The sequence below is a fragment of the Streptomyces sp. NPDC028991 genome (assembly GCF_055564775.1).
Genome location: NZ_JBVHVP010000005.1, coordinates 277255 through 300439 on the forward strand (window position 1 = coordinate 277255; position 23185 = coordinate 300439).

The following is a 23185-nucleotide window of genomic DNA, read 5'->3' on the forward strand; positions in this document are numbered from 1 at the left end:
CCCGCGGTTCTTGCTCACGGTTTTGGCCGCCGTCGGATCCGGCCGGCTCAGCCGCGGGCGGCGGCCTGGGACTCCCTGGCGGCGGCGGCGACGTGCTCGGCGGTGAAGCCGAACTCGGTGAACAGGGTCCCGGCGTCGGCGGAGGCGCCGAAGTGCTCCAGGGACACGATGCGGCCCGCGTCCCCGACGAACCGGTGCCAGGTCAGGCCGATACCGGCCTCCACGGCCACCCGGACCCGCACGGACGGCGGCAGCACGCTCTCGCGGTACTCGCGCGGCTGCTCCTCGAACCACTCCACCGACGGCATCGACACCACCCGTGTGGGCGTGCCCTCCGCCTCCAGGACCTCCCGCGCGGCCACGGCGAGCTGTACCTCCGAGCCGGTGGCGATCAGGACGGCGTCCGGGGCGCCGGTGGAGGCGTCGGCGAGGACGTAGCCGCCGCGCGCCGCGTCCGGGTTGGGCTCGTACGTCGGTACGCCCTGACGGGTCAGGACGAGGCCGTGGGGCGCCGGGCGGGCGGAGTGCCGCCTGAGGATCTCGGCCCAGGCGGTGGCGGTCTCGTTGGCGTCGGCCGGACGGACGACGTTGAGGCCGGGGACGGCGCGCAGCGAGGCCAGGTGCTCGACCGGCTGGTGGGTCGGGCCGTCCTCGCCCAGGCCGACGGAGTCGTGCGTCCACACGTAGGTCACCGGCAGCTGCATCAGGGCGGACATGCGGACGGCGTTGCGCATGTAGTCCGAGAAGACCAGGAAGGTGCCGCCGTAGACCCGGGTGTCGCCGTGCAGGGCGATGCCGTTCATCTCCGCGGCCATCGAGAACTCGCGGATGCCGAAGTGCACGGTGCGGCCGTAGGGGTCGGCCTGCGGCAGCGGGTTGCCCTCGGGGAGGAAGGAGCTGGTTTTGTCGATGGTGGTGTTGTTCGAGCCGGCGAGGTCGGCGGATCCGCCCCACAGCTCGGGCAGCACCGGGCCGAGGGCCTGGAGGACCTTGCCGGAGGCGGCGCGGGTGGCGACCGCCTTGCCGGTCTCGAACACCGGCAGGGCGTCCTCCCAGCCCTCCGGCAGCCGGCCGGCCACCACGCGGTCGAACAGCGCCGCGTGCTCCGGCTGGTCGTCGCGCCACGCGGCGATCCGCTTGTCCCAGGCGGCGTGCGCCTCGGCGCCCCGGTCCAGGGCCCGGCGGGTGTGGGCGAGGACCTCGTCGGCGACCTCGAAGGACCGCTCCGGGTCGAAGCCGAGGACGCGCTTGGTGGCGGCGACCTCGTCCTCGCCGAGGGCGGAGCCGTGGGACGCCTCGGTGTTCCGGGCGTTCGGGGCGGGCCACGCGATGATCGTGCGCATGGCGATGATGGAGGGCCGGCCGGTCTCGGCCCGCGCGGCCGTCAGCGCCGCGTACAGCGCGTGCACGTCGACGTCACCGCTCTCGGCGGGCTCGATGCGCTGCACGTGCCAGCCGTAGGCCTCGTAGCGCTTCAGCACGTCCTCGGAGAAGGCGGTCGCGGTGTCGCCCTCGATGGAGATGTGGTTGTCGTCGTAGAGGAAGACGAGGTTGCCGAGCCTTTGGTGGCCGGCCATCGACGACGCCTCGGCGGAGACGCCTTCCTGGAGGTCGCCGTCGGAGACGATCGCCCAGACGGTGTGGTCGAAGGGGGACTCGCCGGCCGGGGCCTGAGGGTCGAACAGACCGCGCTCGTAACGGGCGGCCATCGCCATGCCCACCGCGTTGGCGACGCCCTGGCCGAGCGGGCCGGTCGTCGTCTCCACGCCCGCGGTGTGCCCGTACTCCGGGTGGCCGGGCGTCTTCGAGCCGTGTGTGCGGAACGCCTTCAGGTCGTCCAGCTCCAACTCGTATCCGGCGAGGTAGAGCTGCGTGTAGAGGGTCAGCGAGGTGTGGCCGGGGGAGAGGACGAAGCGGTCACGGCCGGTCCACTCGGGGTCGGCGGGGTCGTGCCGCATCACCTTCTGAAAGATCGTGTACGCCGCCGGGGCCAGGGCCATCGCCGTGCCGGGATGGCCGTTCCCGGCCTTCTGCACGGCATCGGCCGCGAGGACTCGGGCGGTGTCGACGGCACGCCGGTCGAGTTCGGTCCATTCGAAGCGGTCCGCGCCGTCCATTGTGTGCGTGCTCATCTTCAAGTAATCCTCGATCGGAGCAGAGAAACGATCTGACGTGTTCAAACTTAAAAGTCTGACTTTTGAGAGTGAAGGTCGTGGTGTGCCAGCCTGTGGTGAAACTGGGACACGCCCCGGCGTCGGGGCGCACGGGTGGGACGGCGCGAGAAGGACATGGCGGACGAAAGCATCGAAGACGGCGGTAGCGACGGCCGTGGTGACAGCCGTGGTGACGGCGGTGGTGACGGTGGCGGTGACGCCAGGGGCGGCGACGGGATCAGAACGTTCCCCTTCCCGGTCGATCTCAGCCTCCTCGGCGTCGGCATGCAGGTCGGTCCCATGGGCGCCGGCCGCACCTGGCACGCGCACGCCCCGCTGCACCGCGTGCACCGCATCGACTTCCACGTCGTCATGCTCTTCACCGGAGGCCCGGTACGTCACATGATCGACTTCGCCGAGTACGAGGCGACGGCCGGCGATCTGCTGTGGATCCGGCCCGGACAGGTCCACCGCTTCTCGCAGACGAGCGAGTACCGCGGAACGGTGCTGACCATGCAGCCCGGCTTCCTGCCCCGCGCCACCGTGGAAGCCACGGGCCTCTACCGGTACGACCTGCCGCCCCTGCTCCGGCCCGACGAGGCGCGGCTCGCCGGGCTCACGGCCGCGCTCGACCAGCTCCGCCGCGAGTACGAGGACGCCACCAGCCTGCCGCTGAGCCTGCACACCGCCGTGCTGCGCCACACGCTCTCCGCGTTCCTGCTGCGCCTCGCGCACCTCGCGGCCAGTTCGGCCCGGGCGGCACGCCACGGGCGGGCGGACGCGCCGGGCGACACCACCTTCACCCTCTTCCGGGACGCGGTCGAGCGGGGCTTCGCCACCAACCACAGCGTCAGCGCCTACGCCGACGCGCTCGGTTACTCCCGCCGCACCCTCGTCCGCGCGGTGCGCGCCGCCACCGGCGAGACGCCCAAGGGCTTCATCGACAAACGCGTCGTCCTGGAGGCCAAACGGCTCCTCGCGCACACCGGGATGCCCATCGGCCGGGTCGGCGCGGCGGTCGGCTTCCCGGACGCGGCGAACTTCTCCAAGTTCTTCCAGCAGCACACGGACCAGACGCCGGCGGCGTTCCGGGCGGAGCTGCGCTGAGCGGCCCTGTGCGGGCCATGACGAACCCGTGCGCACGCGCCGGGGCCGCGGCCCCTCCCCACCCCCGTGGGAGAAGAACCGCGGCCGTCTGCCCGGGCCGTGGCGCCCGCCCGGTCCGTGGCGTCTGCCCGGTCCGTGGCGTCTGCCCGGGCCGTGGCGCCCGCCCGGTCCGTGGCGTCTGCCCGGTCCGTGGCGCCCGCCCGGACCATGTCGCCCCGCGTCAGCGGCGCGCCGGCTCCGGCTCCGGCTCCGGCTCGGCCGGGGCGGTGGCGGCCTCCTCGCGCACACCGAACCGCTCGTGTGCCCGGCGCAGCGGCTTCGGAGCCCACCAGGCGCGGCGGCCGAGCAGCGCCATGGTCGCCGGCACCAGCAGCATCCGCACGACCGTGGCGTCGATCAGCACCGCCAGGGTGAGGCCGAGCCCGATCTGCAGGATCGGGGAGAAGCCGCCCGTCATGAAGGCCCCGAACACCACCGCGAGGAGCAGCGCGGCGCAGGTCACCACCCGGCCCGAGCGGCGCAGTCCGGTCACCACGGCCTCCCGGTCGTCACCGGTCTGCTCCCGGGCCTCGCGCATCCGCGCCAGGATGAACAGTTCGTAGTCCATGGCGAGGCCGAACGCGATCGCGATGATCAGCGGCGGCGCCGTCAGACTCAGCGCGCCCAGCCCCTCGGCGCCGATCAGCCCGGCCAGATGACCGTCCTGGAACACCCAGACGACGGCGCCGAGCGCGGCGGCGAGGCTGAGCACCGTGGTCGCGATCGTGCGCAGCGGCAGCAGCACCGAGCCCGTGAAGGCGAACAGCAGCACGAAGATCCCGGCCAGCACGGCCAGCGCGGCCCAGGGTGCCCGGTCGGCGAGCATCTGCCGGAAGTCGACCAGTTGCGCCGCGGTGCCGGTGACCTGGACGGGGGCGTCACCGCGCACGTCCCGTACCCGTTCGACCAGTTCGGTGGCCGCCTTGCCGTCGACCGGACCGGCCGGGGGCAGTTCGAGCACGGTCGTCCCGCCCGGCAGGTCACGGCTCGCGGTGCCCGGTGCGAGCGCACGGATGCGGTCGGCGGTCGCCGCGTCGGTGCCCGGCCGCAGGACCACGGTGACCGGCGAGACCCCGGTGCCCGGCGGGAAGTGCGCCTGGACGGCGTCGTACAACTGCCGGGCCTCGGTGCTCTTCGGGAGTTGCCGCGCGTCGCCGATGTTGATGCGCATGCCGGTGACGGGCAGCGCGAGCACCAGCAGGGCCGGGACGGCGACGGCCAGTACGGCCACGCGCCGGCGGGCGGCGAAGCCGGCCAGGCGGGCGAAGAGCCGGCCCTCCTCGCCCTTCGGGCGCACCTTCGCCGGGGCGATCTTGCCGCCGAACCTAGTCAGCAGCGCGGGCAGCAGGGTCAGTGCGGCGAGCATGTCGACGACGACCACCGCGGCCACCGCCAGACCCATGCTGCGCAGGAACGTACTCGGGAAGACCAGCAGCCCGGCCAGGCTCACCGCCACCGTCAGCCCGGAGAAGAGCACGGTCCGCCCGGCCGCCGCGACCGTGCGGTGCACGGCCTCCACCACGTCCGGGGTGTCCCGCCGCTCCTCGCGGAAGCGGACCAGCATCAGCAGGGCGTAGTCGACGGCGAGGCCGAGCCCCAGCATCGTCGTTACCTGGATCGCGTACACGGAGATGTCCGTGAACTGGCTGAAGGCGAACAGGCCCAGGAAGGCGCCCGCGATGCCGGCCACCGCGACCAGCAGCGGCAGTCCGGCCGCGCGCAGTCCGCCGAAGACGACCAGCAGCAGCACCAGCACGACCGGCAGCGAGATCAACTCCGCGTTCTTCACGTCCTCCTGGGCCCGCTCACCGAGCTGCTCGCCCAGCAGTGGCCCGCCGCTGACATGGACTCCGGCCGCGTCGATCTCGTGCAGCCGGCCGGCCGCCGCCTGCACCGCGCCCTCCTGGGCGTCGTCGTCCAGACCCCCCTTGAAGGCGACGGGCACGATCAGCGCCCGCCCGTCCTCGGCGACCAGGCCGCGCGTGGCGTACGGGTCGGGCACCGCGGCGACGCCCGCGATCTCCCTCAGGTCGGCGACGGCCCGCTCCACCTGGGCGCGCACCCCGGGGCCGGAGACGGCCGGGGCCTCGACGACGGCGGTGATCGACTCGCCCGACGGGTCGAGGCCGTCCAGGTACTCGGCGGCGACCGCCGACTCGGTGCCGGGGACGTCCGGGACATCGTCGGAGAGCTTGCCGAAGACCCCCGTCCCGAGGCCGAAGCCGAGCAGCAGGAACACGCCCCACAGGAGCATCACGGTCAGGGGGCGGCGGGTCGCCGCCCGGGCGAGTGTGGACAGCACGGTGCCTCCCGGCGATCGTCATCCGACAGGGGATGCGTCTTTCGACGTCGCCACCAGACTCGTGCCCGGCGGCCTAGTGCCGGATCGCCGGAGGGAGCGGTTTACGGGACTCGCCCGCACGGGGGAGACCGGCCCCCGCCTCACCCGTCAGGGGGAGCCCGGGGCCACCAGGCCGGTCTCGTACGCGCAGATCACCGCCTGCACCCGGTCCCTGAGACCGAGCTTGCCCAGCACGTTGCTGACATGGGTCTTGACGGTGTGTTCGCTCACGAACAGGGTCGTGGCCATCTCGGAGTTGGACAGCCCGCGCGCCAGCAGCCGCAGGGTCTCCACCTCGCGGGCGGTCAGCACGTCGAGGCGCTGCGGCGTGACCTCGGTGGTGGCCTCCGCCCGCCTGCGCCGCACGATGTCCGCGACCAGCCGGCGCGTCACCGCCGGGGCGAGCAGCGAGTCGCCGGCCGCGACCACCCGTACCGCGTGCACCAGGTCGTCCCGGCGCACGTCCTTGAGCAGGAAGCCGCTGGCGCCCGCGTACAACGCCTCGTACACGTACTCGTCCAGGTCGAAGGTGGTCAGCATGACGACCTTGCAGGCGGAGTGCGCGCACACCCGCCGGGCCGCGTCGAGGCCGTCCATGACCGGCATGCGGATGTCCAGGAGCAGCACGTCGGGCGCGTGCCGCTCGACCGCGGCCACCGCCTCGGCACCGTCACCCGCCTCCGCGACGACCTCGATGTCGGCCTGAGCCTCCAGAATCATGCTGAACCCGCTGCGGACCAGCTCCTGGTCGTCGGCGACGACCACCCGGATGCTCACCCGAGCGCCGCCCGCCGACCGGCCACGAGGGGCAGGCGTACGACGACGCGGAAGCCGCCGTCCGGCCCGCCGCCGGTGACGGCCCCGCCCCCGCAGGCCGCGGCCCGCTCCCGGATGCCTATCAGCCCGTGTCCGCCGCCGTCCGTCGCCGACGGGCCCCGCCCGTCGTCCGTCACCGTCAGGGTCACTTCGTCCTCCGCCCAGTCGAGCCCGACCGCCGCGGACGTAGCGTACGCGTGCTTGACCGTGTTGGTGAGTGCCTCCTGCACGATGCGGTAGGCGGCGACCTCGGTGTCCGGCGGCAGCTGGCGCGGCTCGCCGCTCACCCGCAACTCCACGCGCAGCCCGGTCGATTCGCCGACCTGCCGGATCAGACCGGACAGCGCGGCCAGGCCCGGCTGCGGCAGGCGCTGCGCCGCGGCCGCCGACTGTTCCTCCTTGAGCACGCCGAGGATGCGCCGCAGTTGGTTCATCGCGTCCCGGCCGGCGGTCGCGATCGCGTCGAACGCGGCCTCCGCGCGCGCCGGATCACTGCGCACGACGACCGGCCCCGCCTCGGCCTGCACCACCATCAGGCTGACCGCGTGCGCCAGGACGTCGTGCATGTCGCGGGCGATACGGGAGCGTTCCTGGGCCATGGCACGCGCGGTGTCGGCGGCCCGTTCCCGCTCCAGCCGCCGGGCCCGGTCCTCCAGCTCGGCGGTGTAGGCACGCTGGGTCCGGGCGAGCGTGCCCAGGGCGTACGCGCACACGATGCTCAGCAACTGGAAGGCGTACTCGAAGGGCTCGGCGTTCTCCTTGTGGCTGATGGTGACGGCGACCCCGACCAGCCAGCCCGCCAGCATCACCCGCCGTTGCCAGGGCCGGGCGAGTGCGGCCAGTGTGTAGAGGACGACGAACCCGCCGTACATCAGGTCGGGCGGTGGCGCGTGGTGCACCGCCTGGGTGGGGGTGGCCACCGACACCGCACAGGCGGTCGCGAAGGGCGCCGCGCGCCGCCACACCAGCGGTACCGCGGTGGCGGCCCCGAGCAGCCAGCCCTGCCCGGTCAGCGGATCGTCGCCCTCGTCCGGGAACAGCCACTGCAGGGAGACGGCGAACAGCACCAGCGCGGCGACGGCCGTGTCGACGGCGTACGGATTCGTCGTACGCAGCCGTGCGACGACGAAGGTGAGCGGGGACCGGGCGGACATGGGCGGCTCCTCGGGGCAAGGGCCGTCCCAGTATCACGACGTCCCCGGGCCGCGTCCTCACCGGTGAGAGGGATTTCCGGCGCCCGGCGGCGGGGGTCCGCCCCTCACCGGCCGGAGGGACGCCCGGCCCCGGAGCGGACCGTCTCCTCCGGCCGCCACCCCAGCACCCGTGACATCCCGCGCGCCGCCAGCCGCACCGCGGGCACGAGCGTCGGCACCTGCGCGCCGGCGTGCGGTACGACGACCGGGACGGCCGCGCTCACCGGGCCGTCCGGGCCGTCCGGGCCGTGCACCCCGGATGGCTCACCACCGTTGTGCGACGGGTGCGTGGTGTGGATGGGCGGCGGTGCCGAAAGCGGGGCCGGCCGCTCCGCCGGGCCGGGCGTGCCATGATCGGCGCCAGACGGACGGAAGTCGGGCCGGTGACGGAAGGGTGCGGGCGTGAGGCTGACGATTCTGGGCGGCGGCGGATTCCGGGTGCCGCTCGTGTACGGGGCGCTCCTCGGGGACCGAGCCGAGGGACGCGTGACGCACGTCGCGCTGCACGACCTGGACGCGGCCCGGCTGTCGGCGGTGACCCGGGTGCTGGCCGAGCAGGCCGCCGGGGTGCCCGACGCGCCGGCGGTGACCGCGACCACCGACCTGGACGAGGCGCTGCGCGGCGCCGACTTCGTGTTCTCCGCGATCCGCGTCGGCGGCCTGGAGGGCCGGGCCGACGACGAACGGGTGGCGCTCGCCGAGGGAGTGCTCGGGCAGGAGACGGTCGGCGCGGGCGGCATCGCGTACGGGCTGCGCACCGTGCCGGTCGCCGTCGACATCGCGCGCCGGGTGGCCCGGCTGGCACCGGACGCCTGGGTCATCAACTTCACCAACCCGGCCGGCCTGGTCACCGAGGCCATGTCCCGGCACCTCGGCGACCGCGTCGTCGGCATCTGCGATTCGCCGGTCGGACTCGGCCGCCGCATCGCCCGCGTGCTGGGCGCCGACCCGGACCGGGCCTGGATCGACTACGTCGGCCTCAACCACCTCGGCTGGGTCCGCGGCCTGCGCGTCGCCGGCCGCGATGAACTCCCGCGGCTGCTCGCCGACCTCGCTCTGCTCGGCTCCTTCGAGGAGGGCCGGCTCTTCGGCCCCGAGTGGCTGCGCTCCCTGGGCGCGATCCCCAACGAATACCTGCACTACTACTACTTCAACCGGGAGACCGTCCGCGCCTACCAGGCGGCCGACCGCACCCGAGGCGCGTTCCTGCGTGACCAGCAGGCCCGCTTCTACGACGAGATGCGCCGCCCCGACGCCCCGGCCCTCGCGGCCTGGGACCGCACCCGAGCCGAACGCGAGGCCACCTACATGGCCGAGAACCGGGAAGCGGCGGGCGCGGGCGAGCGTGAGGCCGACGACCTGTCCGGCGGCTACGAGAGGGTGGCGCTGGCCCTGATGCGGGCCGTCGCCCGAGACGAGCGCACCACGCTCATCCTCAACGTCCGCAACCGCGGCACGCTGTCGGTCCTCGACGCCGACGCGGTGGTCGAGGTCCCGTGCCTGGTCGACGCGAACGGCGCCCATCCGGTGGCCGTGGACCCGCTGCCGGGTCACGCCACCGGCCTGGTCTGCGCGGTCAAGGCGGTCGAACGCGAGATCCTCACGGCGGCCGGGACCGGCTCCCGCACCGCGGCGGTACGCGCCTTCGCCCTGCACCCGCTCGTCGACTCGGTCAACGTGGCCCACCGCCTCGTAGACGGCTACACGGCCGCCCACCCGGGCCTGGCGTACCTGAGGTAGGGGCGGGCAGCACGGGGAGCCGCCGATCGCGGGCCCGGCGGGCTCCGACCCGGGCGGCGACACGGTCGCTTCGAGGGCGGGGCGCCCGGCGCGGTGCGCCGAGCGACCGGTCCCTCGACGCGTGCTACGCGGGAGCCCCGGCGATCGGATCCGGCGCGGGGGCGGCGATCGGGCCCGCGGCCGCCGGATACTTCACCGGAGCCGGAGCCGGAGCCGGAGCCGGAGCCGGAGCCGGAGCCGGAGCCGGGAGGTCCGTGCGCTGATGCGGCAGGGAAACGGGCCGCAGGGGGCGCGGTCCCGAAACCACCGTGTAGTCCTGGCCCAGGAACGGCAGCGTCAGCTCGCCCGGGTCGTCACCGAGGGCCAGTCGGACCGCCGCCCACGGCACGTTGATCCCGCACAGCGCGAGCTGGTGCAGCCCTCCGGCCGGCCGGGTGTTGACGTCCATCAGGACGGGCCGGTCGCCGTACATCCGGAACTGCACGTTGGACAGGTGGTGCAGCCCGAACGCCTCGGCGATCCGCCGGGCCGGGGCCAGCCACTGCTCGTGCAGTGTGAACCCGCGGCGGCGGCCGTTCTTGGTGCGGCCCACGGCCAGCCGTACCCGGTTGTCCGGACCGGTGAGGCAGTCCACCGAGACTTCCGGCTGCTCCAGCCGCGGCATCACCAGCCAGTCGACCGGCTCCTCGGCCGCCCGCAGCGCCTCGACGACCAGGTGCAGCGGCACGGACGGGCCGGGGAAGCCGTCCAGGTGCGCGAGGGAGAAGGGGTCTCGGGTGACCATCCGGAAGCCCACGCCACCCGCGCCGGACGCCGGCTTGAAACACGCCCGGTGCCCGTGCGCCTCCAGTTCCTCGACGGCGGAGACGAGTTCGTCGGCGGTGCGGACCCGCCACCAGGGCGGCACCGGCACGCCGATCGCCCGGAGCGCCTCGTAGGCGATCACCTTGTCCTGGAAGACGGCCACCGCCTCCGGCGGCGGCGCCAGCAGTGCCGTACCGGCCGACTCGAATTCGGCACGGTGGGCCACGATCGCGGACTGGTACAGCCGGGGCACGAACACGTCGATGCCGCGCCGCGCGCACTGGTCCAGGGCGTACTCGACGTAACCGGCCGGGGACAGGTCCTCCGGCTCCAGGTCGGCGGTGTCCGCGGCGGCCAGCACGGGGGAGTCCGGGTCACCGTGCGTGGCGTGGATCTCGACGGCCCGGTCGGCGGGATTTCTCCGCAGCTGATCCATGAAGAAGACGTTCTCCGCGTACGTGCGGTTGAGCCAGACGCGTACGGGAGAAACCATGCAGGCCGCCTTTCACGGTTCGCGGGCAGGGCGAAGCGGGCCGTGCCCGGCCAGGGGGTTGGAGGGACACCAAGCCGCCCTGCGCGGAGGGAATCGTGGCGGTGGTGTTGGGGCGATCATAGGGGGTTGCACGCCTCCGGACGCAAAGCGCGTCACACGGACGCACGGGCGCTGCCGCGGGGCGATCGGGAGTCCCCTGGTCCGGCGGGGCGAGCCGCCCTTGTGACGGGGGCCCGCGATGTGATCTCGTGGCGTCGAACGCGCGTCCGGAAGGGGTGGGGGATGACGGCGACGGACGGCGGCCCGGGGCAGCTCTGGGCCATCAGCGACTTGCACATCGGCTATCAGGAGAACCGCGCTCTGGTCGAGGAGATGCGTCCCGACTCCGACGACGACTGGCTCTTGGTGGCAGGCGACGTGGCGGAGACCGTCTCCGACATCCGCTGGGCCCTCGGCACCCTCGCCGACTGCTTCCGCCGGGTCGTCTGGGCCCCCGGCAACCACGAACTGTGGACGCATCCCAAGGACCCCGTCACCCTCCGGGGCGTCGCCCGCTACGAGCACCTCGTCGAGATGTGCCGCGAGCTGGGCGTGACGACCCCCGAGGACCCGTATCCCGTCTGGGACGGAGCCGGCGGCCCGGCGGTCGTCGCACCGCTGTTCCTGCTCTACGACTACTCGTTCCTGCCCGCCGGATGCGCGACCAAGGATGAGGGACTGGCGTACGCCCACGACACCGGCGTCGTGTGCAACGACGAGTTCCTGCTGCACCCCGACCCGTACCCGAGCCGCGACGACTGGTGCCGGGCGCGGGTCGCCGAGACCGAGCGCAGGCTCGCCGCGCTCCCCGCCGGGCTGCCGACGATCCTGGTCAACCACTACCCGCTGGACCGGCACCCCACCGACGTCCTGTGGTACCCCGAGTTCGCCATGTGGTGCGGCACCCGGCTGACCGCCGACTGGCACCGCAGATTCCGGGTGGACACCATGGTCTACGGGCATCTGCACATCCCGCGGACCACCTGGCACGAGGACGTCCGCTTCGAGGAGGTGTCGGTGGGCTACCCCCGCGAATGGCGCAAGCGGACCGGCCCGCCGGGAGCGCTGCGCCGCATCCTGCCGTCGCCGACGCGAGAGAAGGTGGCCCGGTGATCGAGGAACTGCTGCCCGACACGGTCGTCACCGTGGAGGCGCACGGCCACGACGACGCGGGGCACCTCCCCCTCTACCCGGAGGAGGAGGCGCTCGTGGCCCGGGCGGTCGCCAAGCGCCGCCGGGAGTTCGCCGCCGTCCGGTCCTGCGCCCGCCGGGCCATGGAGAAGCTCGGCGTGCCCGCGCAGGCCGTGCTGCCCGGCGACCGCGGTGCGCCGAGCTGGCCCGCCGGGCTGGTCGGCAGCATGACCCACTGCGACGGCTACTGCGCCGCCGCCCTGGCCCCCGCCACCGCCCTGGCCTCCGTCGGCATCGACGCCGAACCCGACGGGCCGCTCCCGGACGGCGTGCTGCCCAGCGTGTCCCTTCCCGTGGAGGCGGAGCGGCTGCGCCGACTGGCCGAGCGGCTTCCCGGCGTCCACTGGGACCGGCTGCTGTTCAGCGCCAAGGAGTCCGTCTACAAGGCGTGGTTCCCCCTCACCGGACTGTGGCTGGACTTCGTGGAGGCCGACATCGAGATCTCCGTGAACCCGGGCGACCCCCGCCGCGGCACCCTGCGCGCCACCCTCCTGGTGCCGGGACCCATCGTGGGCGGCCGTCGCCTGACCCACTTCGACGGCCGGTGGACCGCAGGGCACGGTCTGGTCGCCACGGCGGTCACGGTCCCGCACGGCTGACGCGTCACGGCCGCGCACACCAGCTGCGCAGCAGCCGGAAGAACTCCTCCTCGTTGCCGGCCAGCCCCGCGGCCTCGAGTGCCTGTTCCGCCTCGGCCAGTACGGAGGGCGGGACGACCGGCGGACGAGGCCCTTCGCCCGGCCCCGGCGCGGTGTCGAAACCGGCGCGCACCGTGTGCAGCAGCCGCAGGTAGGCCTGAACGGCGGTGCGCTCGCGGTCGGTCGGTACGGCGGTGGTGGTCATCGGTCGGCTCTCCCCACAACGACGTCGGCGGTCACGCGCCCCCGCACGGCGGCGGCACACTCCCAGCTTGCCGCCCACCACTGACAATCCCGCCGAGCCGCGCCCCGTGCGCCGCCCGCCGTGGGCCGATCGAGCCATCAGCCCGGGTAGCCCAGCGACGCCCCTATCCGGCCCGCCACGTGGTCCCGCTGTACCGGCCCGCGCAGCGACGAACCGTCCAGCCAGGTCCGGCACTTGCTGGCCAGCAGCAGTCCGAAGGCCTCCGCCTCCTTCTCGTCGGCGAGGTCGAAGCGGGAACGCGCGGCGACCGTCCGCACGGTGGCGCGCAACGCCTCCTGGTCCGGGTCGGCACCGTCCCCGTCCAGCAGCCGGGCCGCGGCCGTGGCCCCGTCGACGTGGTGCCCGCAGTGCCCCGCCTTCATGTGCCACAGCTCGTGACCGAGGATGACCAACTGGTGGTCGGGCGCGGTGCGTTCCTCGACGACGACCAGGTCCTGATCGGCCATGTCGAGCCACAGGCCGCTGGCCGTCCCGGGCGGAAAGGCGGCCATGCGGAACAGCACCGGACGGCCCCGCCGCCTGCTCATCGCCTCGCACAACGCCGCGTACAACTCGGCGGGCCGCGCCGGGGCGGGGAGCGTCAGCTCCTCGACCAACTCGCCGCACAGGCGGCGCATCTCCCTACCGATGCCCACGTCTCTCCCCAGGGTCACGACTCGGGCCGCTTGACGCTTTCCAGGAGCATGTCCAGCCATTCGGCGACCTTGTCGCGGTGCTGGTCGGTGGGCAGTTGAGCGGCCCGCCAGGCGATACCGCGCACGCCGTGGTCCTGCAGCAGCCGCTCCAGCGGGTCGCCGGCGGCGGCCGCCGCCTTCCGCTCCCGGTCGGCGAGCTGCTGCAGCAGTTCCTGCTCGGTGTGCTGAAGGGCGCCCGCGAGCGCCTCGGGGTCCTCGGCGGTCAGGAATCCGGCGTGCACCCGGAAGAAGCGCTGGATGGCGTCGCAGTGCTCCATGGTGGGCCGCCGGTCGCCGTTGATGAGGGCGCCCGCCTGCTGGCGGGACATGCCGGCGCCGTCGGCGATCTCCTGCTGGGTGTACTTGCGGCCGTTCGGCTTCAGCCGGGTGCGGCGCAGCAGGTCCAGGCGTTGCACGAAACGGGCCTGCACATCGGGCTCGCCCGCCGGGCGACCGCTCAGCAGGGCGCCCGCCACGGACTCGGGGACGCCGGAGGCGGCGGACAGGCGGCCGACGTCGAAGACCTCGGCGGCCGGCACGCCGAGCCGGTCCGCGAGTGCGGTGACGCGGGCGACGACGGCGGACAGCGCGGCCGTCGGCATGGCACCCGGACCCTCGAAGCCACCCGTCACCGACAGCTCTCCTACGTCTCTCACAGGCCTCACAGGCTTCTCACAAGCGGTTGCCGTGAACTTCCCGGAGAGTAGCCTGCCGCTCGAACTCACATCCAGGTCTCGCCACAACTGTGGCCTATTTCAGCCGTCAACAGGCACGAAATGCCACGATAGTTGACACGCCTCGCGTCGGGGCACCAGGATCGGGACGCCGCGAGAAGGCCGCATAGGCAAGAGGGGTGACCTCCCGATGGCATTTCAGGCAGAAGGGCAGCGGCCGGCGCCGCGGCCCGCCCCCACGACCCCCGACGCCCAGGCGTATCTCCAGGACTACACGGCGCTCGTGGAGGCCGTCCCTTTCCCCTCCCTCGTCGTCGACCACCGCTGGGACGTAGTGCTGGCCAACGGCGCCTTCCGGACACTCTTCCGGGGGACCGGACCGCATCCGACGGCCATGCCGGGCGACAACTTCCTCAGGTTCGTCCTGTTCCACCCGGACGCGTCCACGGTCCTCGGGGAGCACGAGTCGAGCTGGTGCCTGCCGATGCTGGCGCACTTCGCCGGCGCCCTGGAGCGTCACGGCCACGACAGCGGCCTGCAGGCCGTGCGCCGCGACATCGCCCAGGACCCGATCATGGAGGCCGCCTACCGCCAGGGCCTGCCGCACTGGATCCGTGCCGTCGGCGCGGAGGCCGTCGAGCTCGACGGTGCCGTACGGCCGCTGCACCACCCCGACCCGCGCTGGGGCGCCACCGAGTGCAGGGTCGTGGCCGAGACCCCCAAGGTGCTGGAGGAGCTGGGCTACACCCGGCTGACGCTGGTCCTGCGTGAACCCCGCCGCACCCCGCACCGCCCCGCGCGCCCCCGCCGCACCACCGCCCACCTCAGGGTGGTGCCCGCCCCCGAGTGACCACCGCCGCGAGCGGCCGTCGCCCTGTTCCCCGCACATGTGCTGTGTGACATAGTACTGGCGTGATCGAGTCGCCGAACTGCGATGTCGTGGTGGTCGGGGCCGGAATGGTGGGCGCGGCCTGTGCGCTGTACGCCGCCCGCTCCGGGCTCGACGTGACCGTGGTGGACCGTGGCCCGGTGGCCGGCGGCACCACCGGGGCCGGAGAGGGCAACCTCCTCGTCTCCGACAAGGAACCCGGACCCGAGCTGGAACTCGCCCTGCTGTCCGCCCGCTTGTGGACCGCGCTGGCCGGAGAGCTGGGCCGCGCCGTCGAGTACGAGCCCAAGGGCGGTGTCGTCGTCGCCGAGAGCCCCGAGGCACTGGCCGGTCTGGAGGCCTACGCCGCCGGCCAGCGGACGGCCGGGGTGGAGGCGGTGGACGTCCCGGCGGACCGGCTCCACGACCTGGAGCCCCAACTCGCCCCCGGCCTGGCCGGCGCGGTGCACTACCCGCAGGACGCCCAGGTCATGCCCGCCCTGGCCGCGGCCCACCTGCTGCGGGCGTCGGGGGCCCGGCTGCGCACCGGCCGCACGGTGACCGGCATCCTGCGCGGCCCCGACTCCACCGTGCGCGGAGTACGCACGGACCGCGGCGACCTGCACGCCCCGGCGGTCGTCAACGCCGCCGGACCGTGGGGCGGTGAACTGGCCGCCCTGGCCGGCGTACACCTGCCGGTCCTGCCCAGGCGCGGTTACGTCCTCGTCACCGAACCGCTGCCACCCCGGATCCGGCACAAGGTGTACGCCGCGGACTACGTGGCCGACGTCGCCAGTGACTCGGCCGCCCTGCAGACCTCCCCGGTGGTGGAGGGCACCGCCGCGGGGCCGGTCCTCATCGGCGCCAGCCGCGAACGGGTCGGCTTCGACCGGTCGGTATCCCTTCCGGCACTGCGAGCGCTGGCGGCCGGCGCCACCCGGCTGTTCCCCTTCCTCACCGGAGTACGGGCCATGCGGACGTACGCCGGGTTCCGGCCGTATCTGCCCGACCACCTCCCGGCTGTCGGCGCCGATCCCAGGGCGCCCGGTCTCTTCCACGCCTGTGGCCACGAAGGTGCGGGCATCGGTCTGTCCACCGGCACCGGCCGGCTGATCGCCCAACTGCTGAGCGGTGAGCGGCCCGCCCTCGATCTCACCCCGTTCCGCCCCGACCGCTTTCCCGAGGAGGTCCTGTGAACCCGCTCCGGCTGGCCCGGGCGCGGCCCGCGTCCACCTTCACGGTCACCGTCGACGGGCGGGCGGTCGAGGCGCTCCCCGGCCGGACGGTCGCCGCCGCGCTCTGGGCGGCCGGCATCACCTCGTGGCGCACCACGCGGGAAACGGGCCGGCCGCGCGGGGTGTTCTGCGGGATCGGCGTGTGCTTCGACTGCCTCGTCACCGTCAACGGGCGCCCCAACCAGCGCGCCTGCCTGGTCCCCGTGCACCCGGATGACGTGATCCGCACCCAGGAGGGGACCGGTCATGAGGACTGAGCTCGCGGTGATCGGGGCGGGGCCGGCCGGGCTCGCGGCGGCACTGGCGGCGGCCGCGCGGGGCGTGCGGGTCACGGTCGTGGACGCGGGAGACCGGCCGGGCGGACAGTTCTTCCGGCAGCCCGCGGCCGAACTGGGCGCCCGACGGGCACGGGCGCTGCACCACCGGTGGCGTACCTGGGAGCGACTGCGGGACGGGCTCGCCGCCAGTGACGTACGTGTCCTGACGGGGCACCATGTGTGGTTCGTCGAGGAGCGGTCCGGCGCCTTCACCGTGCACGCGCTGCTCGGGCCGGGGCAGGACGAGCCGGCCGCCGTACACGCGGACGCCGTGCTGCTCGCCACCGGCGGCTACGAGCACGTCCTGCCCTTCCCGGGCTGGACCCTGCCCGGCGTTCTCACCGCCGGGGGCGCCCAGGCCATGCTCAAGGGCGCGCTGGTGGTGCCCGGACGGACCGCCGTCGTCGCCGGCACCGGGCCGCTGCTGCTGCCCGTGGCGACCGGCCTGGCCGCGGCCGGGGTGCGGGTGGCGGCGCTCGTGGAGTCGGCCGACCCGAAGCAGGTCGCCCGGCACGCCCGCGCGCTGGCCGGCAAGCTCCCCGAGGGTGCCGGATACGCCGCCCGGCTCCTGCGCCACCGCGTGCGCACCCTCACCCGGCACACCGTCGTGCGCGCACACGGCGACGACCGGCTGACCGGCGTCACGATCGCCGCCCTCGACTCCACCGGACGGCTCCGGCGCGGCACCGGACGGTACCTCCCCTGCGACACCTTGGCGGTCGGCCACGGCATGCTCCCGCACACCGACCTCGCCGACGGTCTCGGCTGCCGCCTGGAGGGACCGGCCGTGGCCGTCGACGCGGAGCAGCGCACGAGCGTCCCGGGCGTGTGGGCGGCCGGGGAGTCCACCGGCGTCGGCGGCGCCGCCCTCGCGCTCGCCGAGGGGCACATCGCCGGACGCTCGGTCGCGGCACGGTCGCGGGGCAGCGCACCGGCCCCGGCCGCACGGACACCGGCCGTGCGGACCCGCGAGGCGCTGCGGGCCTGCGCCGAGGCCCTCGCCGTCGCCTTCGCCCCGCCCGCCCACTGGACCGATCAGGTCACCGACGACACCCTCGTATGCCGTTGCGAGGAGGTCACCGCCGGTGCCGTCCGCGAGGCCGTCGGCGGACTGGGCGCGGATGACGTCCGCACCGTGAAACTGCTGACCCGGGCCGGGATGGGGTGGTGCCAGGGACGGATGTGCGCCACCGCCGTCGCCGGGCTCACCGGATGCGGAGCCGCGTCGTCCCGACGGCCGTTCGCCCACCCCGTACCCCTTGGCGTGCTTGCCCGGCCACAGCCGGAAGGGGGAGCGGGAGACCGGACGCAACAGCGGGACGAGCCGGAACAGCGGGACGAGCCGGAACAGCGCGATGAGCCGGAGCAGCGGGACGAGCCGGAACAGCGCGACGAGCCGGAGCAGCGGGACGAGCCGGAGCAGCGCAATGAGCCGCAACAGCGGGACCGGTGAGACCAGCCGCAACACCGAGACCAGCGGAACCGGTCGCGGCAACCGGCCCGAACGGAACAACCCGAGAGAGGACCCTCATGACCGACCACCGTCCCTGGCGCGGCGTCCTCGTCGCCACCGCACTCCCGTTGCACGACGACCTCTCCGTGGACTACGACGCCTACGCCGAGCACTGCGCCTGGCTGGTGGCGAACGGATGCGACGGCGTCGTACCCAACGGGTCCCTCGGCGAGTACCAGGTGCTCACCCCCGAGGAGCGCACCCGGGTCGTCGAGACCGCCGTCGGCGCCGTCGGCGGGGAGCGGGTCATGCCCGGCGTCGCCGCCTACGGGTCCGCCGAGGCCCGCCGCTGGGCCGAACAGGCACGCGAAGCCGGCTGCGGCGCGGTGATGCTGCTGCCGCCCAACGCCTACCGCGCCGACGAGCGTTCCGTCCTCGCCCACTACGCCGAGACCGCGAAGGCCGGCCTGCCGGTCGTCGCGTACAACAACCCCGTCGACACCAAGGTCGACCTGGTGCCGGAACTGCTCGCCCGGCTGCACGGCGAGGGGCACATCCAGGGCGTCAAGGAGTTCTCGGGCGACGTCCGCCGTGCCTACCGCATCGCCGAACTCGCTCCGGAACTGGACCTGCTGGCCGGCGCCGACGACGTCCTGCTGGAACTGGCGATCGCCGGGGCCAAGGGCTGGATCGCCGGATACCCCAACGCGCTGCCCGCCGCCTGCGCCGAGCTGTACCGTGCCGCCGTCGCGGGTGACCTGGCCACGGCCGGCCGGCTGTACCGGCGACTGCACCCGCTGCTGCGCTGGGACTCGAAGGTCGAGTTCGTGCAGGCCATCAAGTTGTCGATGGACATCGCCGGACGGCACGGCGGGTCCTGCCGTCCGCCCCGCGTGCCACTCCTGCCCGAGCAGGAGGACGCCGTCCGCGCCGCCACCGAGAAGGCCCTCGCGGCCGGACTGGCATAGGGGAGCACCGCCATGCGCAGCAAGCTCGTCCTGCACGCCGTCGACTCCCACACCGAGGGCATGCCCACCCGCGTGGTCACCGGCGGCATCGGCACCATCCCCGGCGCGACCATGAACGAGCGGCGGCTGTACTTCCGCGAACACCGCGACGACGTCAAGCGGTTGCTGATGAACGAACCGCGCGGCCACTCCGCCATGAGCGGCGCGATCCTCCAGCCGCCCACCCGCCCCGACTGCGACTGGGGCGTCGTCTACATCGAGGTCTCCGGCTACCTCCCCATGTGCGGCCACGGCACGATCGGGGTGGCGACCGTCCTCGTCGAGACCGGCATGGTCGAGGTCGTCGAACCCGTCACCACCATCCGTCTCGACACTCCCGCCGGAGTCGTCGTCGCCGAGGTGGCGGTGGAGGGCGGTGCGGCCAGGGCGGTGACCCTGAGCAACGTGCCCTCCTTCGCCGTCGGCCTCGACCGCGAGGCCACGCTGCCCGACGGGCGGACGGTGACGTACGACCTCGCCTACGGCGGCAACTTCTACGCCGTACTGCCCCTGGAGCGGCTCGGGCTGCCCTTCGACCGGTCCCGCAAGGACGACATCCTCGCCGCCGGCCTCTCGCTGATGGCGGCCGTCAACGAGGACGAGGAGCCGGTGCACCCCGAGGACCCGTCCATCCACGGCTGTCACCATGTCCAGGTGACCGCACCCGACGCCACCTCCCGGCACTCCCGGCACGCCATGGTGATCCACCCCGGCTGGTTCGACCGCTCGCCCTGCGGCACCGGCACCAGCGCCCGCATGGCCCAGCTGCACGCCCGGGGGGAGCTCCCCCTGCACACCGAGTTCGTGAACGAGTCCTTCATCGGCACCCGGTTCACCGGCCGGCTGCTCGGCACGACCGAGGTCGGGGGCCGGCCCGCCGTGCTGCCCAGCTTCACCGGCCGCGCCTGGATCACCGGCACCGCGCAGTACCTGCTCGACCCCGAGGATCCCTTCCCCGCCGGATTCGTGCTGTGACCGCGAACGCCACCGGTCCCGCCCTGCCCGTCCTCGGCAGCAGGAAGCCCAGCCACCGGGAGCGGGTCGCCGAGGCGCTGCGCGCCGCCCTCATCGCCGGCGAACTGCGGCCCGGCGAGGTCTACTCGGCGCCCGGCCTCGCCGCCCGCTTCGGCGTCTCCGCCACCCCCGTGCGCGAGGCGATGCTGGACCTCGCCAAGGAAGGGCTGGTCGACACCGTCCCCAACAAGGGCTTCCGGGTCACCGCCGTCTCCGACCGGCAGCTCGACGAGTACACCCACATCCGGTCGCTCATCGAGATCCCGACCACCGCCGGGCTCGCCACCACCGCCGACGCCGTCGCACTGGAGGCCCTGCGCCCGGTCGCCGAGGAGATCGTCGGCTCCGCCGCGGCCGGTGACCTCATCGCGTACGTCGAGGCCGACCTGCGTTTCCACCTGGGCCTGCTGGAACTCGCGGGCAACGCCCACCTGGTGGAGGTCGTCCGGGACCTGCGCCGGCGCTCCCGGCTGTACGGGCTGACCGCGCTGGTGGAACAGGGCCGGCTGGAGGCCTCGGCCGAGGAGCACCTGGAGCTCCTCGACGCGCTGCTCGCCCGTGACGAGGAGGCCGTACGCGCGGTGATGACGCGGCACCTGGGACACGTACGCGGGCTGTGGGCGGCCCCCTGACACCGGCCCGGGGAGTCCGGATGCCGGGCACGCGGGCCGGCCCCGGGGCCGCCCGGTGCCGGATCGCCGACGCGGGCGGTGCGCGGGACGCGTTTTTGGCCCGGCACGTACACGCAGGCGACCAGTCGTACCACTCCCTGGCGTTGCCCACCGAGGCGGCGAGGAGCTGGCGTACGGGCCGTCGGGCCGGGAGCGCGTCCGTGGGCGGGCCTGTCATGATCGCGACCATCCCCGGTCGGCGGACCCGGCACACCACACGTACCGGTGACTTTCACGCCGGCGCCACCGGACCCTTCCCTGACGTTTGCTGCTCCTGGAACACTCCTTTCGCGCGCATTCCGTCATCATCCGGCACCGTCCGGCCGGGTGAATCCCCCCAAGGCGAGAGGCTCTTCACCCCATGGCCGAAGTAAACCGGCGCCGATTCCTCCAACTCGCGGGCGCCACCACGGCGTTCAGCGCGCTCTCGGCGAGCATCGAGCGGGCCGCCGCACTCCCGGCGAACCACCGCTCGGGCACCATCGAGGACGTCGAGCACATCGTCGTCCTGATGCAGGAGAACCGTTCGTTCGACCACTACTTCGGCAGGCTGCGCGGCGTCCGCGGCTTCGGCGACCCGCACCCGGTGGCCCTGGACGGCGGCAAGTCGGTCTGGCACCAGGCCAAGAGCGACGGCACCGAGGTGCTGCCCTTCCGCCCCGCGGCCGACGACCTCGGCATGCAGTTCCTGGAGGGGCTGCCGCACGGCTGGTCCGACGGCCAGGACGCCTACCACAACGGCAAGTACGACCGCTGGCTGCCCGCCAAGGGCACCACCACCATGGCGTACCTGACCCGCGAGGACATCCCCTTCCACTACGCGCTCGCCGACACCTTCACGGTCTGCGACGCCTACCACTGCTCCTTCATCGGCTCCACGGACCCCAACCGCTACTACATGTGGTCGGGGCACACGGGCAACGACGGCACCGGCGGCGGCCCGGTCCTCGGCAACGACGAACTCGGCTACGACTGGACGACGTACCCCGAGCGGCTGGAGGAGGCCGGGATCTCCTGGAAGATCTACCAGGACATCGGCGACGGCCTGGACGCGGCCGGTCACTGGGGCTGGATCGACGACGCCTACCGCGGCAACTACGGCGACAACTCCCTGCTGTACTTCAACAAGTACCGCGACGCGAAGCCCGGCGACCCCTGGTACGACAAGGCGCGCACCGGCACGGACGTCAAGAACGGCGACGGGTACTTCGACCGGCTCCGCGCCGACGTCAAGGCCGGGCGGCTGCCGAAGATCTCCTGGATAGCCTCCCCGGAGGCCTTCTCCGAGCACTCCAACTGGCCTTCGAACTACGGCGCCTGGTACATCTCCCAGGTCCTGGACGCGCTCACCTCCAACCCGGCGGTGTGGGCGAAGACCGCCCTGTTCGTCACGTACGACGAGAACGACGGCTTCTTCGACCACGTGGTGCCGCCGCTGCCGCCGAAGTCGTCGGCGCAGGGCCGGTCCACCGTCGACGTCTCCCTGGACGTCTTCCAGGGGAGCAAGACCCACCGCGAGGGCTTCTACGGGCTCGGCCCCCGCGTGCCCATGCTGGTCGTCTCGCCCTGGAGCAAGGGCGGCTTCGTCTGCTCCGAGACCTTCGACCACACCTCGGTCATCCGGTTCATGGAGCGCCGCTTCGGTGTGCGCGAGCCGGGCATCTCGCCGTGGCGACGCGCGATCTGCGGTGACCTGACCGCCGCCTTCGACTTCTCCCGGCGCGACAGCCGCCCGGCCGACCTGCCGGACACCGACGCCTATGAACCGCCGGACCGCGAACGCCACCCGGACTACCGCCCGACGCCGCCCGCCGACCCGGACATGCCCCGGCAGGAACGCGGTCTGCGTCCCGCCCGCCCGCTGCGGTACGCCCCGCACGTGGACGGCGCCGTGGACGCCGCGGCCGGGAAGTTCACCCTCTCCTTCGCCTCCGGTGCCGGGGCCGGGGCCGCCTTCCTCGTCACCTCCGGCAACCGCGCCGACGGTCCCTGGACGTACACCACCGAGGCGGGCAAGACCATCGCGGACACCTGGAACTCGGCCTACTCGGACGGTGCCTACGACCTGACCGTGCACGGCCCCAACGGCTTCCTGCGCACCTTCCGGGGCCCCAACAAGAGCGCCGGGCCCGAGGTCACCGCCCGGCACACCGGCGACGACGTCCGGCTGACCCTCGCCAACACCGGTTCCGGCTCGGTCCGTCTGCGCGTCGCCAACGCCTACGACGGCCGGAGCAGGACGTTCACCGTGCGCCCGGGCGCCACCGTGCGCCACACCGTCGACCTCGCGCGGAGCAGGCGCTGGTACGACCTGACCGTCACCTCCGAGTCCGACCCGGCCTTCCGGCGGCGCTTCGCCGGGCACGTCGAGAACGGGCGGCCGGGGGTGAGCGACCCGGCGCTCGTCACGGACTGACGGCCGCCGGCCCGACCGGCCCCACCTGCCCTGCCCG

20 protein-coding genes and 1 pseudogene are annotated in these 23185 nt (G+C 73.7%); 12 read left to right on the forward strand and 9 right to left on the reverse strand.

Annotation, left to right across the window (positions count from 1 at the left end; translation table 11 throughout):
* Window positions 1-47: 47 nt before the first annotated feature.
* Window positions 48-2132, reverse strand: a complete 2085-nt coding sequence (gene tkt, locus ACZ4V1_RS13880; RefSeq protein ID WP_468334221.1) for a transketolase — start codon at window positions 2130-2132, stop codon at window positions 48-50.
* A 156-nt stretch (window positions 2133-2288) separates the two neighbouring features.
* On the opposite strand from tkt, the gene ACZ4V1_RS13885 reads away from it, so the two are divergent.
* The gene (locus ACZ4V1_RS13885; RefSeq protein WP_468334224.1) at window positions 2289-3260 is read left to right on the forward strand and encodes a helix-turn-helix transcriptional regulator; all 972 of its coding nucleotides are present in this window, start codon (window positions 2289-2291) and stop codon (window positions 3258-3260) included.
* Window positions 3261-3480: 220 nt separating this feature from the next.
* Here the strand turns inward: ACZ4V1_RS13885 and ACZ4V1_RS13890 are convergent, their stop codons facing one another.
* The 4 genes and pseudogenes from ACZ4V1_RS13890 to ACZ4V1_RS13905 form a co-directional block, all read right to left on the reverse strand.
* Window positions 3481-5601 carry an MMPL family transporter gene (locus ACZ4V1_RS13890; RefSeq protein WP_468334226.1) on the reverse strand — a complete coding sequence of 707 codons (2121 nt, stop codon included), beginning with the start codon at window positions 5599-5601 and terminating at the stop codon, window positions 3481-3483.
* Between the two features lie 147 nt (window positions 5602-5748).
* Complete coding sequence (locus tag ACZ4V1_RS13895) at window positions 5749-6417, reverse strand: response regulator (protein ID WP_468334229.1); 669 nt, start codon at window positions 6415-6417, stop codon at window positions 5749-5751.
* Complete coding sequence (locus tag ACZ4V1_RS13900) at window positions 6414-7610, reverse strand: sensor histidine kinase (protein ID WP_468334232.1); 1197 nt, start codon at window positions 7608-7610, stop codon at window positions 6414-6416. The genes ACZ4V1_RS13895 and ACZ4V1_RS13900 overlap by 4 nt, the downstream gene beginning before the upstream one ends.
* Window positions 7611-7714: 104 nt before the next feature.
* Window positions 7715-7888, reverse strand: a pseudogene (locus tag ACZ4V1_RS13905) (IclR family transcriptional regulator); the annotation flags it as partial.
* 163 nt (window positions 7889-8051) lie between these two features.
* On the opposite strand from ACZ4V1_RS13905, the gene ACZ4V1_RS13910 reads away from it, so the two are divergent.
* The gene (locus tag ACZ4V1_RS13910; protein WP_468334235.1) at window positions 8052-9389 is read left to right on the forward strand and encodes a 6-phospho-beta-glucosidase; all 1338 of its coding nucleotides are present in this window, start codon (window positions 8052-8054) and stop codon (window positions 9387-9389) included.
* Window positions 9390-9513: 124 nt separating this feature from the next.
* On the opposite strand, the gene ACZ4V1_RS13915 is transcribed toward ACZ4V1_RS13910, so the two are convergent.
* A complete protein-coding gene (locus tag ACZ4V1_RS13915) occupies window positions 9514-10686 on the reverse strand; it encodes an ATP-grasp domain-containing protein (protein ID WP_468334238.1) in 1173 nt (390 codons plus the stop codon).
* 282 nt (window positions 10687-10968) lie between these two features.
* On the opposite strand from ACZ4V1_RS13915, the gene ACZ4V1_RS13920 reads away from it, so the two are divergent.
* Window positions 10969-11838: a metallophosphoesterase family protein gene (locus ACZ4V1_RS13920; RefSeq protein ID WP_468334241.1), complete on the forward strand. Its 870-nt coding sequence runs from the start codon at window positions 10969-10971 to the stop codon at window positions 11836-11838.
* Window positions 11835-12515: a 4'-phosphopantetheinyl transferase family protein gene (locus ACZ4V1_RS13925; RefSeq protein WP_468334243.1), complete on the forward strand. Its 681-nt coding sequence runs from the start codon at window positions 11835-11837 to the stop codon at window positions 12513-12515. The genes ACZ4V1_RS13920 and ACZ4V1_RS13925 overlap by 4 nt, the downstream gene beginning before the upstream one ends.
* A gap of 4 nt (window positions 12516-12519) precedes the next feature.
* Here ACZ4V1_RS13925 and ACZ4V1_RS13930 read toward each other — a convergent pair whose 3' ends face one another.
* The 3 genes from ACZ4V1_RS13930 to ACZ4V1_RS13940 all read right to left on the reverse strand — a co-directional run bounded on the left by ACZ4V1_RS13930 (window position 12520) and on the right by ACZ4V1_RS13940 (window position 14125).
* Window positions 12520-12759, reverse strand: coding sequence for a hypothetical protein (locus ACZ4V1_RS13930; protein WP_468334245.1), 240 nt, complete (start codon window positions 12757-12759; stop codon window positions 12520-12522).
* A 137-nt stretch (window positions 12760-12896) separates the two neighbouring features.
* Window positions 12897-13436, reverse strand: a complete 540-nt coding sequence (locus tag ACZ4V1_RS13935; protein ID WP_468334838.1) for a toxin-antitoxin system, toxin component — start codon at window positions 13434-13436, stop codon at window positions 12897-12899.
* A 32-nt stretch (window positions 13437-13468) separates the two neighbouring features.
* The gene (locus tag ACZ4V1_RS13940) at window positions 13469-14125 is read right to left on the reverse strand and encodes a helix-turn-helix domain-containing protein (protein WP_121750158.1); all 657 of its coding nucleotides are present in this window, start codon (window positions 14123-14125) and stop codon (window positions 13469-13471) included.
* A gap of 232 nt (window positions 14126-14357) precedes the next feature.
* Between ACZ4V1_RS13940 and ACZ4V1_RS13945 the strand changes: the two genes are divergently transcribed.
* The 8 genes from ACZ4V1_RS13945 to ACZ4V1_RS13980 all read left to right on the forward strand — a co-directional run bounded on the left by ACZ4V1_RS13945 (window position 14358) and on the right by ACZ4V1_RS13980 (window position 23148).
* A complete protein-coding gene (locus ACZ4V1_RS13945) occupies window positions 14358-15017 on the forward strand; it encodes an MmyB family transcriptional regulator (RefSeq protein ID WP_468334249.1) in 660 nt (219 codons plus the stop codon).
* Between the two features lie 62 nt (window positions 15018-15079).
* Window positions 15080-16231 carry an NAD(P)/FAD-dependent oxidoreductase gene (locus ACZ4V1_RS13950; RefSeq protein ID WP_468334252.1) on the forward strand — a complete coding sequence of 384 codons (1152 nt, stop codon included), beginning with the start codon at window positions 15080-15082 and terminating at the stop codon, window positions 16229-16231.
* On the forward strand, window positions 16228-16527 hold the full coding sequence (locus tag ACZ4V1_RS13955) for a (2Fe-2S)-binding protein (protein ID WP_468334255.1): 300 nt from the start codon (window positions 16228-16230) through the stop codon (window positions 16525-16527). Before ACZ4V1_RS13950 ends, ACZ4V1_RS13955 begins: the two co-directional genes overlap by 4 nt.
* Complete coding sequence (locus ACZ4V1_RS13960) at window positions 16517-18040, forward strand: FAD-dependent oxidoreductase (RefSeq protein ID WP_468334257.1); 1524 nt, start codon at window positions 16517-16519, stop codon at window positions 18038-18040. Before ACZ4V1_RS13955 ends, ACZ4V1_RS13960 begins: the two co-directional genes overlap by 11 nt.
* Window positions 18041-18117: 77 nt before the next feature.
* On the forward strand, window positions 18118-19008 hold the full coding sequence (locus tag ACZ4V1_RS13965; protein WP_468334258.1) for a dihydrodipicolinate synthase family protein: 891 nt from the start codon (window positions 18118-18120) through the stop codon (window positions 19006-19008).
* 12 nt (window positions 19009-19020) lie between these two features.
* Complete coding sequence (locus ACZ4V1_RS13970; protein WP_468334260.1) at window positions 19021-20022, forward strand: proline racemase family protein; 1002 nt, start codon at window positions 19021-19023, stop codon at window positions 20020-20022.
* The gene (locus ACZ4V1_RS13975) at window positions 20019-20693 is read left to right on the forward strand and encodes a GntR family transcriptional regulator (RefSeq protein WP_468334263.1); all 675 of its coding nucleotides are present in this window, start codon (window positions 20019-20021) and stop codon (window positions 20691-20693) included. The genes ACZ4V1_RS13970 and ACZ4V1_RS13975 overlap by 4 nt, the downstream gene beginning before the upstream one ends.
* Window positions 20694-21093: 400 nt before the next feature.
* Window positions 21094-23148: a phosphocholine-specific phospholipase C gene (locus ACZ4V1_RS13980; RefSeq protein ID WP_468334266.1), complete on the forward strand. Its 2055-nt coding sequence runs from the start codon at window positions 21094-21096 to the stop codon at window positions 23146-23148.
* Window positions 23149-23185 lie beyond the last annotated feature (37 nt).

Coding starts and splice junctions, on each gene's coding strand:
- ACZ4V1_RS13960 (WP_468334257.1), top strand. CDS start 16,517: ATGAGGACTGAGCTCGCGGTGATCGGGGCGGGGCCGGCCGGGCTCGCG.
- ACZ4V1_RS13930 (WP_468334245.1), bottom strand. CDS start 12,759: ATGACCACCACCGCCGTACCGACCGACCGCGAGCGCACCGCCGTTCAG.
- ACZ4V1_RS13920 (WP_468334241.1), top strand. CDS start 10,969: ATGACGGCGACGGACGGCGGCCCGGGGCAGCTCTGGGCCATCAGCGAC.
- tkt (WP_468334221.1), bottom strand. CDS start 2,132: ATGAGCACGCACACAATGGACGGCGCGGACCGCTTCGAATGGACCGAA.
- ACZ4V1_RS13885 (WP_468334224.1), top strand. CDS start 2,289: ATGGCGGACGAAAGCATCGAAGACGGCGGTAGCGACGGCCGTGGTGAC.
- ACZ4V1_RS13915 (WP_468334238.1), bottom strand. CDS start 10,686: ATGGTTTCTCCCGTACGCGTCTGGCTCAACCGCACGTACGCGGAGAAC.
- ACZ4V1_RS13900 (WP_468334232.1), bottom strand. CDS start 7,610: ATGTCCGCCCGGTCCCCGCTCACCTTCGTCGTCGCACGGCTGCGTACG.
- ACZ4V1_RS13965 (WP_468334258.1), top strand. CDS start 18,118: ATGACCGACCACCGTCCCTGGCGCGGCGTCCTCGTCGCCACCGCACTC.
- ACZ4V1_RS13970 (WP_468334260.1), top strand. CDS start 19,021: ATGCGCAGCAAGCTCGTCCTGCACGCCGTCGACTCCCACACCGAGGGC.
- ACZ4V1_RS13980 (WP_468334266.1), top strand. CDS start 21,094: ATGGCCGAAGTAAACCGGCGCCGATTCCTCCAACTCGCGGGCGCCACC.
- ACZ4V1_RS13945 (WP_468334249.1), top strand. CDS start 14,358: ATGGCATTTCAGGCAGAAGGGCAGCGGCCGGCGCCGCGGCCCGCCCCC.
- ACZ4V1_RS13935 (WP_468334838.1), bottom strand. CDS start 13,436: ATGCGCCGCCTGTGCGGCGAGTTGGTCGAGGAGCTGACGCTCCCCGCC.